The organism is Bradyrhizobium sp. 170 (genome assembly GCF_023101085.1).
Classification (GTDB): Bacteria; Pseudomonadota; Alphaproteobacteria; order Rhizobiales; family Xanthobacteraceae; genus Bradyrhizobium.
Genome location: NZ_CP064703.1, coordinates 1476846 through 1492019 on the forward strand (window position 1 = coordinate 1476846; position 15174 = coordinate 1492019).

A 15174-nucleotide genomic window follows, 5' to 3' on the forward strand; every position below is an offset into this window, starting at 1 on the left:
CATGAGCACGGTGACCCTGTCGAAAAACCGGTCTTACGAGTGGATGATGCAGCTGCTCGGCAGCATGTGGTTCATGTTGCTGGGACTCTGCGTCGCCATCAGAATTGGGTCATTCACCGATCCCTGGCCATCGCTTCTGTCCAGTTTTTGCCTTGCCGTCTTTTACATGCTCCTGGCGGTGTTGATCATGACCAGGTCCCCGGCAAAGGCGCATGCGGATGGGCTGCTGCCTAGAATAGCTGCATTCGTCGGCAGCTATATGCCATGGACGATCTCCTTCTTCGGCAAAACCGACCAAGCGTTGCCAAACTTGCTGTCCACCGCTTGCGTGCTGATCGGCATGATCATGATGCTTGTCACCATCCGACACCTGGGGCGGTCGTTCAGCCTGGTGCCACAGGCGCGTTCAGTGGTGCAAACCGGTCCCTATCGATGGATCAAGCACCCGCTCTATTTCGCAGAAGAAATCGTAATCCTGGGTGTAGTGCTGCAATACCTGACACCGGTAACGGTGCTCATACTGGTCCTGCATATCGGCGTCCAGGTATGCCGAATTCTTTACGAAGAAGACCTGCTTCGGCGCACTTGCCCCGAGTATTCCAGCTACGAAGCATCGCGTTGGAGATTGGTCCCTTATGTTTGGTGAGCGGATATGCGTGGCCGAATTGTCGTGGACATCGTTCAAATTGCTCGTGCTCGGGGTCGGCATCCGGGCGTGGTAAGTGTCCGAGGCGGGCGCGCGAGCCATCGAAAGTCTTTCATCGCGGATCAGCGCGGTGCTGCCGCGTTTGAAATGCTGTTCGTTTTCCTTTTCCTGGGGGTGAGCCTGCTTCTGCCGCTTGCCGACGTTGCCGCCGCTGGCTTTCGGTTTGTAGCCGCGTGGGAGGCATTGCGCGCCTTCGGGCAAAGGATCCAGTACAACCCGCCACCTGACGTGACCGATTGGGCAGGCTGGAAGTCAGCGCTCCCCACTTCGGTTTCGGGTTATCCCATCAACAATCTCCAGGTCGTTTGCTCCGATTCAATGGCTGCCTGCTCCGCAACCAACTTTCTTTCGCCCAAGCACTATACATACACGACGACCGTCACCGTGGCGCCAATCGTGCTGAGATCGGTGATCTGTCGGAGTGGTAACGCCGATCCTTGTTCGTTCACACTGCCTTACGCAGAACGGTTTCAATAGGAGTGGTCCATGCGTGGCTTGCTTCACTCTCGTCGTGGTTCCGTCGCCTTCGCAACCGTCATCGCCCTGGTGCCGCTGATAGGAGTGGTCGCACTCGGGGGCGAGGCGGGATCGTGGTACGTCACCAGGCAGCACGCGCAGAATGCCGCCGATGCGGCAGCCTATTCGGGTGCCGTGCAGCAGTTGTGCTTATCGAACCCACCGTGCGCGGTTACACAAACAGTGGACTATCGCGCCAAGCAATCCGCGGCACAGAACGCGTTCTGCAACGCGGGTGCCACCTCCTATCCCGGCTCCCAGTGTGGCACTAGCCTTCCGTCAGGAATCTCGCAGACCGTCCAGGTTGCCTCGCTCACGTCGTGGAAGGGAGCGGCCGGAACCTACGTTCAGGCCACTGTCACCCAGCAACAGCCGGCATACCTGGCGAGAGTGCTTGGTTTGACCACTGTCAACATACCGGCGACAGCCGTGGCCAAAGTACAAAGCCTGACGGCGCCGCCATGCGTCTTGTCATTGACCGGCTCTATCAGTTTCCAGGGCAGCCCGAACATCGATGCGCCTAATTGCGGCATGGCCTCGAACAGTACGGCCAAGGATGCAATCAACTTCACCGGCGGCGGGATGAGCATGAATCTCGGCTCGTTATCGACTGTCGGCGGCTGCACGGGTGGCGCATCGTTCTGTAACACCGCGCTAACTTACATGCCGGCTCCGATCCCCAATCCCTTCTCCGTGCTTGACGGGGTTACTTTACCGACGCTCCCGGATTGCAGCGATAAAACCAAGCTATTCGCGTACAGTCCAACGATCGCAGCGAATCGGTGCACAAACAATAACGGTAACAAATTGTCCAGTTCCATTACGTTGGATCCAAATGGTGGGGTCTACTTCATCTCTGGCTCGCTGCGCCTCAATGGCGGCGTGTCGATCTCGGGAACGTCGGCACTGTTCATCCTGTTGCCCGGTGCGAGTCTCAAAGCAACTGGCGGGAGTTCGATCAATATCACTGGCAACCCGGCCGTACAAACCTCGTGGCTTCCGCCCGAACTTCAGTCCCATGCCAGCCTGTTCGCCAATATGGCGATCTACAAGATCCCTGATCCTGATACGAGCAAGAACGGCCCGAACGACGTAACATTTGGCGGAAATTCCGGTATCAATTTGAAAGGGGTCATGTACCTGCCAAGCGCGAATGTGACGTTTCAGGGCGATCCGACGGTCAACATAACCGGCGGAAAGTGTGGCGAGTTGATCGCCAAGTCAGTCGAGTTCAACGGTAATGCCACCTTTGACACCACAGGGTGCCCAAAGGAAACGAAGCTGACTAGCAGCCAGTATGTCCAGTTGGTGCAGTGATGAGAAAGCTCGATCAGCGCGGCATCGGGGCGATGGAATTTTGCCTTGTCGCGGTGCCGCTTTTCATTTTGATGTTCGCCATCTTCGATCTGGGGCGCTACGCAATCACCATGCAGTCATTGCGCGCGCTCGCGAATGCTGGTGCTCGGACCTGGATGATCAACGACTGCTACGTCAATAGCGCAATCAAGAGAATTCCACCAACGTGCAGCGGTGACCCCCTGCCATCGGATGCGGACAAGAAAGCCGTTGCCCCAATGCTATTTGCTGGCGGTCTCTCCCCCACGCTGAACACGACTGCGGGAGCCTCCGCACTTACTGTTACGGCATCGGAACCGAGTTTCAACATGCTGATGCCGATATGGGGCACAGCATTGAACGCGCCGAGCGCGTCCACAACCATCCCCTTCTAATCGGCATCGTTTTGGAGTGCGCTGCGGTAAGCGGTGGAGGAATTTGTCCGGATTGTCTGAACGGCTGTGCCGCATCGGTCGGGGAACCGGTAGCTGCCGAGCGCCGAAAGGTAGGACGTTAGAGTAGCGCAATGCACGAAAGCGGGCATAGCAGTGGTGCCTTGGCAACATTCAAAAGTTTTCTCCGATGTTGCACTGCCCAATAGAGGTCTCTCCTTGCCAACGATGCAGATGAGGGGATGATGATTCAGTGACGCATTCGCGGCGAACACTTGGCCTCTGTGAGGCGGCGCTGAGTTTGCGCTGGTGTGCGTAACGACAAGGAATTCGAACGTAACGATTTGTATTGGAACAGCTTGTAAGCTCTACGACCTGGTGTGCGGGGAGAGTTTTAGGACGCCGAGGCCGTAAATTTACGGGGACGGAAGTGGATCGCGGCGAGGGGAATCGAATGAGGGGCGGTCGTGTTTTTGGTGGCGCGCGAGGGAGGCTTTTCGCCTTCAGCGTGATAGCTCTTGGCGTTGCGTTTGGTTCCGCTGACCGCGCGGGGGCGGCAGATCGGCGGGGCTCTTCCAGCGGTGTCTTCGTCAGCGAAATGAGCGACGTCCAGCGGGTCAAGGTGACCCTCAACAAGTCACGCACCTTCAGGGTCGATACGGCGTTTTCGACGATCGTCGCGGGTTCGCCTGACATCGTCGACGTGAAGTCGCTGAGCGATCATCTGATCTACATCCAGGGCAAGCAGACCGGCACCACCAACGTCATCCTGTTCGACAGCTCGATGAAGCAGATCGGGATCCTCGACGTTGAGGTCGTGATCGATACCGGCAGTTTGCAGCAGAACATCCGGTCCGGCACCGGCATGCAGGGTATTCGCGTCTCGGCCTCCGAGGGGCAGGTGGTGCTCAGCGGAACCGCCACTGACGCAGTTGCGGCTGAGCGGGCCATGGCGATCGCCACCGGCTCAGTTGCAAAAGGCGGAGTCGTCGTCAACGCGATGAGCGTCGCGGCACCACAGCAGGTGATGCTGGAGGTGCGCTTTCTCGAGGTCAACCGGGAGGCTGGACGTAACCTCGGCGTGAACCTGTACGCCGCTAACGCCAATGGCACTAATGTCGGTAATACCGGGCTGGGCACTGCGGCCGCCGGTCGAACACCGATCGGTGGTATTAATACGGCCCCTGGCCCCCTTGGTGCTGGCGGCAGTCCTGTTGGAAGTCCTCCGACGGGCAGCCTTCCGTTACTCGGAACTGTGGGAACGCTCGTCGGCACCGCAGGCGGCGTCGCCCCGATCCCGTTCGGAAGCTTGTTGACCAGTCTTGTTCGAACCAGCAACGGCGGTTCGGTAGACTTGCTGATCTCTGCATTGGAAACGAAAGGATTGGTTCGCCGGCTGGCGGAGCCGAATTTGACCACGCTTTCCGGGGATGCCGCCCGCTTCCTGGCCGGCGGTGAATTTCCAGTGCCGATCCCGAACACGACGACGACCGGTTTTCCCACCATCACCATCGATTACAAGAAGTTCGGTGTTGAGCTGGCCTTTGTGCCCACCGTTCTCTCGCGGGGCGTGATCAATCTTCGGGTTGAGCCGTCGGTGAGCGAGCTTGATTTCACCAATGCGGTGACGATTCAGGGGACTACAGTTCCTGCTTTGACCCGCCGCGACGCGCGCACCACGGTCGAATTGCGCGACGGCCAGAGTTTTGCCATCGCCGGCCTGCTCCAGACTCGCAACCGGCAGGACGTTTCGCAATTGCCCTGGATCGGCTCGGTGCCCGTGCTTGGAACCTTGTTCAGCAGCAGGTCCTACCAGCAGGAGGAAACGGACCTCGTCATCATCATCACGCCGCGCCTGGTCGCGCCGGCGGTGCCGGGGCAGGCGCTGGCGTCGCCGCTCGACTCGCGGCTACCGGCCAACGATGTCGACTTCTTCCTCAACGGTCAGATGGAAGTGCGCAAGCGTTACAACGACTACGTAAATTCCGGAGGCGACGTCAAAGGACCCTATGGCCACATCATCGCTCCCGAGCTCAGGCAGCCGGTACCAGCCGCCGTTTCGGGTCAGCCAGCTATCAAGACGTTGAACTGAGGGAGAGAGAGAGATGACGGTTAGATACCTGGCTATGCTCTCTCCGCTCCTGTTGAGCGGCTGCTACGGACTTCACGGTCACGACGAAGTAGACCGGTATTTCCAGCGTTCCGACACCATCACAATGACCGCTGGCGATGCCAAACAGGTAAACGCCGTCACCCATACAATCCATCCGTGGCCGCGAAACGTCGGTAATCGCAGGATCGCGTACGACGCCCGGCGCGTGGGTGCCGCCGTGACGCGCTATGGCAACACGAAACAGCCGGTGGATCAGCTTCCCGACATTGGCGATGCGACGAAACAGATGGGCGTGCGGACTACCCCAACCCAGAACATCAACGTAGAAGGATTGGGGGCTGGATCGACTTCTGGCGTATCGGTGCCGGTCGGTGGGGTCGGCGGGGCAGGGGATAGGTAAAGGAGCCCAAGGGTCGCAGCCGCAAAGCGAGAGCGCATTTGCCGCCTTGGGACTTCTTCTTCGATAATTCTTTTGGTCGTTCTGGCGACATTGAGGGCGGTATTTTTGGCGATGATATTCTCGAACAGTGCAATGAGGCCGCTGGGCCGCGCGGGGGACGAGGGGTTATGCGGCGTCTCATTCTAATGCTGACCTGTTGCTGGCTGGCGACCGGCCTTGCGGCGTGTGACCACACATTGAGGGAGGCCGCAATCGTGGCCCCCGTGGATCCGCCGGGCGGGGACCCCGTGCAGGAACCGACCGACGTCAAATACTACCCTTCGGACGAGCCCGTGCGGTTGGGACTGGAGCACTTCAACCGCGGCGCTTACGGGATCGCCCAGCGCTATTTCAAGGACGCGGTCGAGAAATCGCCGAAGGACGTAACGGCCTGGATCGGGCTCGCAGCGAGCTACGATCGGTTGCGTCGATTTGATCTTGCCGATCAGGCTTATGCGCAGGCGGTCCGGCTAGGGGGAGAAACAGTTCAAGTTCTGAATGATCAGGGATACTCGTACATGCTGCGCGGCAATCTGGCTGCGGCGCGGCGAAAGTTTGAGAAGGCTTATTCGCTCGATCCGGGCAACCCGGTGATCGCCAATAACCTCGAGCTTCTCAATGGCAGCCGGCGGTTCATTGAAAGGCCGCCAAATAATCAGCCATAGGCAGAATAGCTGCCCGTTATATTTTGTTTCCCATTGATACTTTAATATGCGCTGGAAGGCGCGCATTTGCGCCGGGGGAAACCCTTAAGACCAGCTAAACGTTTTTGACGTAAGCCTAGCTGAACGTTTTTTGACGTATGGCTTGCCGTCTCATGAACCGTCTTTGCAAACTGCAATTCCTGGGACCATTCGCGCTTTTTGTCGCCGCGCTTTGCGCTGAACTGGCGGCGCGTGCCCTTCAATATGCCCCGAGCTCTGAACTTCTCTGGTTCATCAATCTCAGGATTTTCGGCATCTTTCAGCGAAGCAATGCAATGTTGAGCGAGTTCGTCGCGATCGATGGGTTTCAGTTCTTCGGGCTTGCGCTTCCGATCTTCCTGTTGGCCTGCTTTGGGCTCACAACCAGGTCCAGGCTCCCGTTCACGGTCGCAACTCACTCGAGCGTTGCCTATGCGGGCTTCTTGGTCCTCTCCTGGCAGGCCGGCGTACCCACCACCACGCAGGCATCGCTTGGACCCATTGCGGTCCCGTCGGGTGCTGGCCTGTATGTGATGGCGACCATTTTAGGGACTTGCCTTCTGTCCTTTGCGATCACGCACCTGCTCTATTTCCGCGCGGTGCGAAAGGAAATAAGAGTTCTGGTAAGTCGGCTATGGCCAAGCTCGTCTCATCGCAACAACCGCATGGCTTCTTCGAGCTGGCTGGACGAATTACCGCGCGTACAAAATCCCTGACCGGCCGCTGCGGTCCGCCGTGGGACAGGAACGGGATCTAGTTCGGTCCAAGCACAGCGTCAGCCTGACGACTGTCTTTCCTGACGATGATGATCGTGCTGTTTTTGATCGCAAACCTCGCGCCGAGCAATTTGGGCACCTTCTCCGTGACAGGAGACGGGAAGGGGATTGTCGGCCCGGTGACAGGATCACCGACGCTGACAGGTGCCGTCGAGGAGCCCACGACGGGGGCCGGCTTAATATAGTCGCGAATGAGCTGAATCTCTTCGCGAGAGAGAAGAAGGGGGGCTTCTTCAGCGCGACTTTCTCGCGGCGACTGATTTTTTTGATCGCTCACCTTGTCTGGTGTTTCCTTGCTCTTTTCGATCTGATCGAGCCTGGCTACTCTCAGCTTGAGCGGAAGCAGTTCGCGTTGCAGGGCGGCTAGTTCTGACTTCAAGGTTTTGATTTGTATGAGGGCGGCGGCCGCGCCAGCGCAGCTCACGATTACGAGCAGGCTCAGCAGCGCGAACAGTCCGCGTTCCATATTTGCGCCCGAGCGCCGGGTCTCTTTCGGTGGCTGATCCTGCTGGAGATGGCGGCGCCAGATGCCGATCCCCTGCCGCATGCGCTTCATTAGATTACTCAAAGAATTGGAGCTTGCACCTCGGAGCCCAGAGCCGAATTTGCGGATCAGGAAAGCGGGAGCATCCGAGGCGATCTCACGATAACTATGATGTGCGGATGCTTCGTTGCTTGTCGCGGCTGGACGATCTGTATCCATCGGATGATCCTTGCTTCCAGCAGGCATTCGGGGGTCGTCAGGCCGAAAAGTTCCTGATGGAAACTCTTGCGCCGAGATTCCCAGGGTACGGAGGAGTGACCGGCCATTCTCGGTGATCCGCAAGCTGTCGTCCTCGGATGCCAAGAGCCCGGACTGAAAAATGTCGATATGGTCGAGTGCGGAGAGCTGTTCGCTATTTCCGATCTTTTCATCTGTCGCTGCAATGAGCAGCGCGACTTCGTCTACGAGCTCATCGAGCGTCGCTCGCCCCTCGGGGCGTTTTGCCAAAGTAATCAGAACCGCCAATTTGTTCCGCACGATGATTCTGCCCAATCTCAAATCGCGCCAATAGCTTGATGGTATGGGCATCCACAGCGAACTGGCAACCAGTCCCTCTGCTTGAACCTGCGAAAGACCGATGGCGCGCGGAGAAAGCAGAACCCTCGCTCTCGCCCCCAGCCAATTGATATTGCTCGTCTAACCGCCTTCCCCATTGCGTCATTTGGAAGGGCGCTTCCGCTGCCCGTATCTTTCTGACGCCGTCGAGAAGATCGCCATGCGCGAACGCGGCGAACGAGAAGCGTACGCATCTGGTGCGGCGGTGTTCCAGCTTTCGGCCGCCGGCCAGCGAACAGCAGCCGTCAAAACGTCTCGGTAATCTTGCTCAGGCGAGGGGGACGATCCGGGTCAAATCCGCAGGCGCGCGCCGTCTGCTCGATCATCCGATAGGCCGGAACGAGCATGGTGATCGGGTCGGTGGCAGGGTCATCCTCGGCCAACCAGGGCAACGAGCCACGCGGTCCGCCGCATAGATGCAGCGCGATCTTTTGCTCGCGCAATTCTTCTGCCAACGCGTCCACCGTGGCCGCCGTTTCATCCATGAGGCGCATCATGACAACCGGCGTGCGCGACGATAACGCGGCGCGCGGCCCATGCTGCAGCTCGGCGGCGCTCAGACCGATGGAAGGCAGGCGCAGGATTTCCGAAAGTTTGAGCGCAATCTCCCGCGCCGAGCCCAGGCCGAGGCCCCGCGCCGCCACAAACACAGCTGACGCTTTGGTGAGATCATCGGCAACCTCGGACCAGTCCAGCGCCAGCGCGCGGTGCAGGCGTTCGGGCAGCCTGTCGAGGGCTGACCGCAACGCACGATTTTGCGCCAGCTCGGCAACAAGTCCGACGCCAGCGGCCATCGAGCCGATCACGGTCTTGGTCGCCGCTACGGAGTGCTCTCTGCCGGCTTCGATCGGAACGACGAATTCCGCTTCGTCAGCCACCGGCGACGACGTCGCATTGACGATGGCGATGGTGCGGGCGCCCGCGGCGCGCGCCGACCTGGTCGCCGCGACAAGATCCGGGCTGCGCCCGGATTGCGAGATCACGATGAAAAGCGCATGGCGCAGCATCAACGGCGTGCGAAATGCCGTGATCACCGAAGGCGCGCTGGCTGAAACGGGAAGGCGAAGCCGCGTCTCGACAAGGTATCTTAAGAAAACCCCGGCATGTCCGGAGCTTCCCCGACCGCACACGACGCACAGGGGAGCGGAGCCAATCCCAATTCGCTGCGCGATGTCGCGCGTGGCGAGACGGTTACGAACAATTTTGGCGACAACATCCGCACTTTCCCCGATTTCGCTCGCCATTGCGGATGTCGTCACGGCTCAACCGCTCCGCCTTGCTTGCGCGCCGTCGCTCCCTTGGGATGCCGGTCACGATCCTTGACGAGTTCGGCAAACACGCGCCGAAGGTTACCGTCACAGTTTTTCAGAATGGTCTCGGCATCAACCCTGTCGAAACCCAGCGCCAGAAGGCCTGCCGTCTTGATGTCTCCCTCGGCCTGCTCAAGCCAGCGTGCCGCGTGCGACGGATCACAGTGCGCGATTTGGGCCACCATGGCCTCGGCCCGCCGCTTCAACTTGGCATTGGTCGGCTGCATGTTCACCATCATGCCGCGGTACACCCGGCCAAGGCGCAGCATGATCCCTGAGGAGATCAGGTTGAGCACAACCTTCTGCGCGGTGCCTGCCTTCATCCGCGTGGAGCCGGCGATCAGCTCGCGGCCGGTCTCGATCAAGATCGGAAACTTTGCCGACGCCAGCAGTGCGGTGCCGGGATTGTTGGCAACACCGATCGTCACCGCACCGAACGAGCCCGCCTGCTGCAGCGCCGCGACCGTGAATGGCGTTGTCCCGCTGGCGGCAACGGCGATCACCACGTCGTGTTGTGTGAGCCGTGCGGCATCGATCTGCGTGACCGCATCATCGACATCATCCTCCGCGCCCTCGATGCTGGTGACGAACGCGCTGTCTCCGCCGGCGACGATGAAGCGGACGCGCTCGCTGGGCCAGGCGAAGGTCGGCATCAGCTCGGCGCCGTCCTGGACCGCCACGCGGGCCGAGGTGCCGGCGCCGACATACACAATGCGTCCGTGATCACCCAGCGCCGCTTTGGCCGCTTCGGTCGCCGCAGTGATCGCGGGAAGGGCATGGCCGATCGCCGCGACTGCCGCAAGCTGGCCCTCCCACATCGCTTCCATCGCTGACGTCAGCGACCATGCATCGAGATCGGCAAAGCGGGGATCGACTTCTTCGGTGGCTGTATGGTTGATCCATGCGCCATCAAACGCGGAACTTCGAAGCCTGTTCATGGTCAGTTTCTCTGTTGGGCAATTCTTTCTTGGGCAGCTCAAGCCGCCCTCGCGCCACCAGTAACGCCCCGGCGGCCGCGTCGGCGTCAGGACACCTCAGGCGGGCGCGCAGGTCAGGCGTCAGCCAGGGCGTAATGGCATCCGCGAGCCCGCCTACCAGCGAGAGCCGGTCAATTCCTCTCGCCAGGAACAGATCAAGCAGATCGCCAATGGCATCGGCCGCGCGTTCGACAATGCGACGGCCGACCGGATCGCCCTGATTGGCGTGCCGCATCACGATCGGCGCGAACGCAGCATAGTCTGTGGCCCTGGCTTCTTCAGACCAGGCCACCGCCTGATAAGGATCATGATCGAATGCGCCCAGCACCTCTGAAAGCAATGGGGTCAGCTCGCCACGGCGATCCGCGGCCCGTAGCGCCAGTCGAACAACCTGCAGGCCGATGTCGGCACCGCTGCCTTCGTCCGACACGGGAAAGCCGTATCCGGCGAGACGGATTTCGCGGCCGTCGATCAGGCCGACACCCACCGAGCCTGTGCCGGCAACCACGATGGCCCCGTTCGCGCCGCTATGGGCGCCGAGACAGGCCGCCAGGCCGTCGCTGATGAAGATGACGGACGCAAAGGGATGCGCGATCTTGTTGAGCGCCGCTTCCGCGCCCCGGCGACCAAGACCGGCCAGGCCAATTCCGGCGTGCATCCGCGCGAAATCCTCGCCCGTCAGTCCGGCCTGTGCGGCTGCCGCTTCAGTGGCCTCCATGATGGACCGCCAGGCCTTCTCGAAGCCAATCCGCGTCGTGGCGGGCCCCGAGCTCGCTGCACCGAGTACCGTGCCGTTTTCGTCCTCAATCCGGGCACGGCAGCGAGTTCCGCCGCCATCAATGCCGAGATACGTGGTACCTTTTGTTCCCATGGAAAGTTAACGCGAAGGTTTCGCTCGGGGTCCTCCCAAAGCTCCTTGGTGTACATATGAAGTCTTGTAGGTGACTCGCCTCACGAGTCCGTGACTGGTATTCTCGGATCAATACTGATGGGCGACGCTGGTTCTTCCTCCCTCACGATTGCCGCGCAGCACATTTTTGACGGTGCCGATATGCGCGGGCCGGGGTCGGTCAGGATCTCGCAGGGGCGGATTGAAAGCATCACCTTCGGCGAGGCGGAGGCGCGCGACTCAATCCACCTTCCCGCAGACGCGATCCTTGCACCCGGATTCATCGACATCCAGGTGAACGGAGGCGGGGGCGTTCTTCTCAACGACGAGCCGACGGAGGTCGGCGTTCGACGCATCGTTGAGACGCACCGCAAGGAGGGGACCACGGGCTGCTTGCCGACCCTCATCACCGATCGCAGCGAGGTCATCGAGCGATTGGCTGCGGTCGCCCAGGATTGTCTGAAGATTCCCGGCGTTCTCGGCTTTCATCTGGAAGGACCAGCCCTCAACAGGTCTCGCAAGGGCATTCATCCGGAAGCCGAGATACGCGTGCCCGATCAGCGCGATCTCGCCGCGATCAAAAGTTTTGGGGGCCGCGGCCGCTCCATGGTGACCTTGGCGCCGGAATGCGTGCCCGCGTCCATGATCGATGAATTGATCGGCGCCGGATTGCGTATCGCGGCCGGCCACAGCGACGCCACCGCAGCCGAAATCGGGCAGGCGGTCGATCGCGGTGTCTCGGGGGTGACCCATCTGTTCAATGCCATGTCGCAGTTGAACGCCCGGGAGCCAGGCCTGGTGGGCGCCGCGCTGGGGGATGACCGGCTGTTTGCAGGGATCATCTGCGACGGCATCCACGTTGACAGCGCCGGTTTGCGTGTTGCCTTCCGCTGCAAGGGACGCGATCGATTGATGCTGGTCACCGATGCCATGCCATTGGCGGGCACGAACGACCGGCAATTCATGCTGCAGGGAAGGCCGATCACGTTGCACGAAAATCGCCTGACCGGCCCCGATGGCACACTCGCGGGCGCTCACCTCACCATGATCGAGGCGGTGCGCAACGCTGTTGCGCTGCTCGGAATCTCCCTTGTCGATGCCCTCATCATGGCCTCCCGGACATCAGCGGCATTTCTGGGCCTTGAGTCCGAGCTTGGACGGATCGCGCCAGGATACCGCGCGGACCTTGTCGCCTTCAATCCGAACTTTGAAATCGTCGGCACGTGGATAGGCGGTGCCGGTTCGATGGGCGAGGCTTCTCATCGAGGTTAGATGCGCAACCATCCCATCATCGTGCAAAAATATGGCGGTGTCTGTCTTGAAACACCGGCGAAAATTCGCGCGGTTGCGCGCAGTCTCGCCGCCCTGCATGGCCGTGGTCATCGTGTGGTGGCGATCGTCTCCGCCATGGGCAAGACCACCGACCAATTGATCCAGATGGCTTATCAGGTAAGCCCGACACCCAATCGCCGTGAACTCGATATGCTGCTAACGACCGGTGAGCGCATCAGCATGTCCCTGATGAGCATGGCGCTTTCCGATCTCGGCGTGCCCGCGATCAGCTTCACCGGCAGCCAGGCCGGCGTGATGACCGACGACTCCCATTCCTCCGCGCGCATTCTGGATGTACGGCCCATTCGCGTGCGTGAGGAACTTGATCGTGGGCGCGTTGTGGTGCTGGCAGGATTTCAGGGCGTGAACCCGGTGACCAGGGAAATCACCACGCTCGGCCGGGGCGGCAGCGACACCACGGCCGTTGCGATGGCCGCGGCGCTGAAGGCCGAACGCTGTGAAATCATCAAAGAGGTCGACGGAATTTGTTCGGCCGATCCGCGTATCGTGCCTGACGCAAAGCCCCTGCGGCGAGTGGACTTCGCATCCCTGTCCGAAATGTGCTTCTGGGGAGCAAAGGTCCTGCATTTTCGCAGCGTAGAGCTGGCGCAAAGTCAGGATGTGCCTCTGGTTCTCAAGCAGTGGGGTGGCGTTAAACGCAGCACGCAAGTGATGAAAGAGGTTGCAGGCATGGAAAACGGAAAGGTTCTGGCCGTCAACTCGATGGCTCGCATTGAGCATGTGGAAATCGATTCCGAAGATCTCAATCACGGTTTCGAGAAATTCGCGCAGCATCTCAAGCAAAACAGCCTGTCCTGGCCGCAGCTCCTCGCCTCGAGCTTCATCGCGGGAAAAACCAGCATGACGGTGGCCTGTGATTCGGAGTGGCTCGACGCCCTGTTGCGCACGCTGGAGCGAAGCACGGATCTGCGCAAGCAGCGCGACGCTTCAAGCTCGGTGAGTCTCACCTGCTTTGGCGGCGTTTCGTCGGAATTGCCGTTAAGGGCGTTGCAGGTTCTCGGACAGCACGGGATTGTCCCCGACAAATACGTGTTATCGCCGCATTCGGTCAGTCTGTTTGTCCCTGTGGAGAACCGGGAGGCCGCCGTTAGGGCGTTGCATTCGCTTGTCCAGCAAACATAGGTTCGAGGAGCGGCATCGCTGGTGGGCCCCTCGGCACGCGCAGGCGGGCGACGCGCTGTCTAGCATTCCCATCCGTAGGACCGAACCCGCGCATGAGCGAATACCAATACTACGAATTTCAGGCGATCGATCGTCCCCTCGACCGAGCAGCGCAGGACGCATTACGAACGATTTCATCACGGGCGTGGATCACCGCGACGAGCTTCACCAACCATTACGAATGGGGAGATCTCAAGGGCGACCCGCGCAAGTTCATGGAGCGCTGGTTCGACCTCCACCTTTATCTCGCGAATTGGGGCACGCGGCGCCTGATGATCAAGGTGCCGAAGCGCTTCGTGAACCAAGCGGACATAGATCGCTTTCTTCGCGAGATCGATTGGGTCGAGGTGTGGACCTCTGGCGATAACTTGATCATTGATATTCAACATCACGAAGATGGGGGCTACGACGACTGGGATGATGGCTCCAGTCGGCTTGCTGCGCTCGCGCCGCTGCGGACCGATGTGCTGTCGGGAGACCTTCGGTTGTTTTACCTGCTGTGGCTGACAGCGGTACAGGACGAGTTCATCCCTGAAGATGAAGTCGAGCCGCTGCCAGGCATAGCTCCGTTGACTGGTGCGCTCGAAGGTTTTGCGGAGTTTTTCGGCATCGATTCCGATCTCGTAATGGCGGCTGCCGAATTGAGTGCAGATGACACGGCCATGTCCAAAGACGGGCTGCGCAAAGCAGTAGCGGTCATTCCTGAACGTGAGAAAGCTGAGCTGCTACTGCGCGTCGTCGATGGTGACACCCATGTAGCCGCCGAGCTCAGGAGTAGAGTTCGCAAGAAGAACCCTGCACCTGCTACACACCGCACCGTCGGTGCACTGCGAACGCGGGCGCAGGAGATCAGGGAGGCGCGGGAGCGCGCCGAGGCCGAGTGCCATGAAGCAGAACGGCGCCGCCAAGCAGCTGAGGCGGAAAAAGCACGCCGCACTCGACTTATGATTCTCAAGCAGCGCGGCGCCAGCAGTGTGTGGCGGGAGATCGAGGAAGGAATCGAACGCCGCAACCCGACTGGCTATGATAGCGCCATAAGTCTGCTTTCGGATCTTCAGGCGCTGGCTGTAGAAGAGGGCAACCAAGACGATTTTGATCGTCGCCTCAGCTCGATCCGCGCGCGTCATGAGAAAAAGGCAAAGTTCATTGAGCGGCTGAGTAAGCTTGGACGCGACAGTGACGAGAGAATGATCTGATTGCCAGGCCGTAGCTCGCGGGCTGAGCTTCGGCGTGGCAGCCTTCGCTCGTTTCGCGAGGGAAGGCTGGTGGGCCCGGCAGGACTCGAACCTGCAACCAGACCGTTATGAGCGGCAGAGTATCGATCAGCTTCGTTGATTTTGCCGCGTTTTTGTTCGATTTGGATCGCGTTCGTTGCGTTCCGATGAGATTGTTTCTGGTGCGAAACTGGTGCGGCGTCATTCTCAG

Annotated in this window: 15 protein-coding genes; 10 read left to right on the forward strand and 5 right to left on the reverse strand. The window is 60.1% G+C overall.

Annotated features, from left to right (window positions below; translation table 11 throughout):
- Nucleotide 1 precedes the first annotated feature (1 nt).
- The 7 genes from IVB05_RS07060 to IVB05_RS07090 all read left to right on the forward strand — a co-directional run bounded on the left by IVB05_RS07060 (nucleotide 2) and on the right by IVB05_RS07090 (nucleotide 6166).
- On the forward strand, nucleotides 2–646 hold the full coding sequence (locus IVB05_RS07060; RefSeq protein ID WP_247783695.1) for a methyltransferase: 645 nt from the start codon (nucleotides 2–4) through the stop codon (nucleotides 644–646).
- Nucleotides 647–652: 6 nt separating this feature from the next.
- Nucleotides 653–1183 (forward strand): hypothetical protein, encoded by a 531-nt coding sequence (locus tag IVB05_RS07065; RefSeq protein WP_247783696.1) that lies wholly within the window; start codon nucleotides 653–655, stop codon nucleotides 1181–1183.
- Between the two features lie 9 nt (nucleotides 1184–1192).
- Nucleotides 1193–2539 (forward strand): pilus assembly protein TadG-related protein, encoded by a 1347-nt coding sequence (locus IVB05_RS07070; protein ID WP_247783697.1) that lies wholly within the window; start codon nucleotides 1193–1195, stop codon nucleotides 2537–2539.
- On the forward strand, nucleotides 2539–2952 hold the full coding sequence (locus IVB05_RS07075) for a TadE family protein (RefSeq protein ID WP_247783698.1): 414 nt from the start codon (nucleotides 2539–2541) through the stop codon (nucleotides 2950–2952). Before IVB05_RS07070 ends, IVB05_RS07075 begins: the two co-directional genes overlap by 1 nt.
- Before the next feature lie 451 nt (nucleotides 2953–3403).
- Nucleotides 3404–5041, forward strand: a complete 1638-nt coding sequence (locus IVB05_RS07080) for a type II and III secretion system protein family protein (RefSeq protein ID WP_247783699.1) — start codon at nucleotides 3404–3406, stop codon at nucleotides 5039–5041.
- A gap of 13 nt (nucleotides 5042–5054) precedes the next feature.
- Nucleotides 5055–5462: a hypothetical protein gene (locus IVB05_RS07085; RefSeq protein ID WP_247783700.1), complete on the forward strand. Its 408-nt coding sequence runs from the start codon at nucleotides 5055–5057 to the stop codon at nucleotides 5460–5462.
- A gap of 38 nt (nucleotides 5463–5500) precedes the next feature.
- The gene (locus tag IVB05_RS07090; protein ID WP_247783701.1) at nucleotides 5501–6166 is read left to right on the forward strand and encodes a tetratricopeptide repeat protein; all 666 of its coding nucleotides are present in this window, start codon (nucleotides 5501–5503) and stop codon (nucleotides 6164–6166) included.
- Between the two features lie 41 nt (nucleotides 6167–6207).
- Here IVB05_RS07090 and IVB05_RS07095 read toward each other — a convergent pair whose 3' ends face one another.
- The 5 genes from IVB05_RS07095 to IVB05_RS07115 form a co-directional block, all read right to left on the reverse strand.
- Entirely contained in the window at nucleotides 6208–6603 is a 396-nt protein-coding gene (locus IVB05_RS07095) for a hypothetical protein (RefSeq protein WP_247783702.1), read from the reverse strand.
- 334 nt (nucleotides 6604–6937) lie between these two features.
- Nucleotides 6938–7996 (reverse strand): hypothetical protein, encoded by a 1059-nt coding sequence (locus IVB05_RS07100; protein WP_247783703.1) that lies wholly within the window; start codon nucleotides 7994–7996, stop codon nucleotides 6938–6940.
- Nucleotides 7997–8304: 308 nt separating this feature from the next.
- Entirely contained in the window at nucleotides 8305–9303 is a 999-nt protein-coding gene (locus IVB05_RS07105) for an SIS domain-containing protein (RefSeq protein ID WP_247783704.1), read from the reverse strand.
- Between the two features lie 11 nt (nucleotides 9304–9314).
- Nucleotides 9315–10307: an N-acetylmuramic acid 6-phosphate etherase gene (locus IVB05_RS07110; RefSeq protein ID WP_247783705.1), complete on the reverse strand. Its 993-nt coding sequence runs from the start codon at nucleotides 10305–10307 to the stop codon at nucleotides 9315–9317.
- On the reverse strand, nucleotides 10279–11217 hold the full coding sequence (locus IVB05_RS07115; RefSeq protein ID WP_247783706.1) for a BadF/BadG/BcrA/BcrD ATPase family protein: 939 nt from the start codon (nucleotides 11215–11217) through the stop codon (nucleotides 10279–10281). Before IVB05_RS07115 ends, IVB05_RS07110 begins: the two co-directional genes overlap by 29 nt.
- A gap of 117 nt (nucleotides 11218–11334) precedes the next feature.
- On the opposite strand from IVB05_RS07115, the gene nagA reads away from it, so the two are divergent.
- The 3 genes from nagA to IVB05_RS07130 all read left to right on the forward strand — a co-directional run bounded on the left by nagA (nucleotide 11335) and on the right by IVB05_RS07130 (nucleotide 14945).
- Nucleotides 11335–12507 (forward strand): N-acetylglucosamine-6-phosphate deacetylase, encoded by a 1173-nt coding sequence (gene nagA, locus IVB05_RS07120; RefSeq protein ID WP_247783707.1) that lies wholly within the window; start codon nucleotides 11335–11337, stop codon nucleotides 12505–12507.
- Nucleotides 12508–13710 carry an aspartate kinase gene (locus IVB05_RS07125; RefSeq protein WP_247783708.1) on the forward strand — a complete coding sequence of 401 codons (1203 nt, stop codon included), beginning with the start codon at nucleotides 12508–12510 and terminating at the stop codon, nucleotides 13708–13710.
- A gap of 92 nt (nucleotides 13711–13802) precedes the next feature.
- On the forward strand, nucleotides 13803–14945 hold the full coding sequence (locus IVB05_RS07130; RefSeq protein ID WP_247783709.1) for a hypothetical protein: 1143 nt from the start codon (nucleotides 13803–13805) through the stop codon (nucleotides 14943–14945).
- The last annotated feature ends 229 nt before the right edge of the window (nucleotides 14946–15174 follow it).

Excerpts from the sequence above, each read along its gene's own strand:
- IVB05_RS07060 (WP_247783695.1), top strand. The coding sequence starts at position 2 with ATGAGCACGGTGACCCTGTCGAAAAACCGGTCTTACGAGTGGATGATG.
- IVB05_RS07065 (WP_247783696.1), top strand. The coding sequence starts at position 653 with ATGCGTGGCCGAATTGTCGTGGACATCGTTCAAATTGCTCGTGCTCGG.
- IVB05_RS07070 (WP_247783697.1), top strand. The coding sequence starts at position 1,193 with ATGCGTGGCTTGCTTCACTCTCGTCGTGGTTCCGTCGCCTTCGCAACC.
- IVB05_RS07075 (WP_247783698.1), top strand. The coding sequence starts at position 2,539 with ATGAGAAAGCTCGATCAGCGCGGCATCGGGGCGATGGAATTTTGCCTT.
- IVB05_RS07080 (WP_247783699.1), top strand. The coding sequence starts at position 3,404 with ATGAGGGGCGGTCGTGTTTTTGGTGGCGCGCGAGGGAGGCTTTTCGCC.
- IVB05_RS07085 (WP_247783700.1), top strand. The coding sequence starts at position 5,055 with ATGACGGTTAGATACCTGGCTATGCTCTCTCCGCTCCTGTTGAGCGGC.
- IVB05_RS07105 (WP_247783704.1), bottom strand. The coding sequence starts at position 9,303 with ATGGCGAGCGAAATCGGGGAAAGTGCGGATGTTGTCGCCAAAATTGTT.
- IVB05_RS07110 (WP_247783705.1), bottom strand. The coding sequence starts at position 10,307 with ATGAACAGGCTTCGAAGTTCCGCGTTTGATGGCGCATGGATCAACCAT.
- IVB05_RS07115 (WP_247783706.1), bottom strand. The coding sequence starts at position 11,217 with ATGGGAACAAAAGGTACCACGTATCTCGGCATTGATGGCGGCGGAACT.
- nagA (WP_247783707.1), top strand. The coding sequence starts at position 11,335 with ATGGGCGACGCTGGTTCTTCCTCCCTCACGATTGCCGCGCAGCACATT.
- IVB05_RS07125 (WP_247783708.1), top strand. The coding sequence starts at position 12,508 with ATGCGCAACCATCCCATCATCGTGCAAAAATATGGCGGTGTCTGTCTT.
- IVB05_RS07130 (WP_247783709.1), top strand. The coding sequence starts at position 13,803 with ATGAGCGAATACCAATACTACGAATTTCAGGCGATCGATCGTCCCCTC.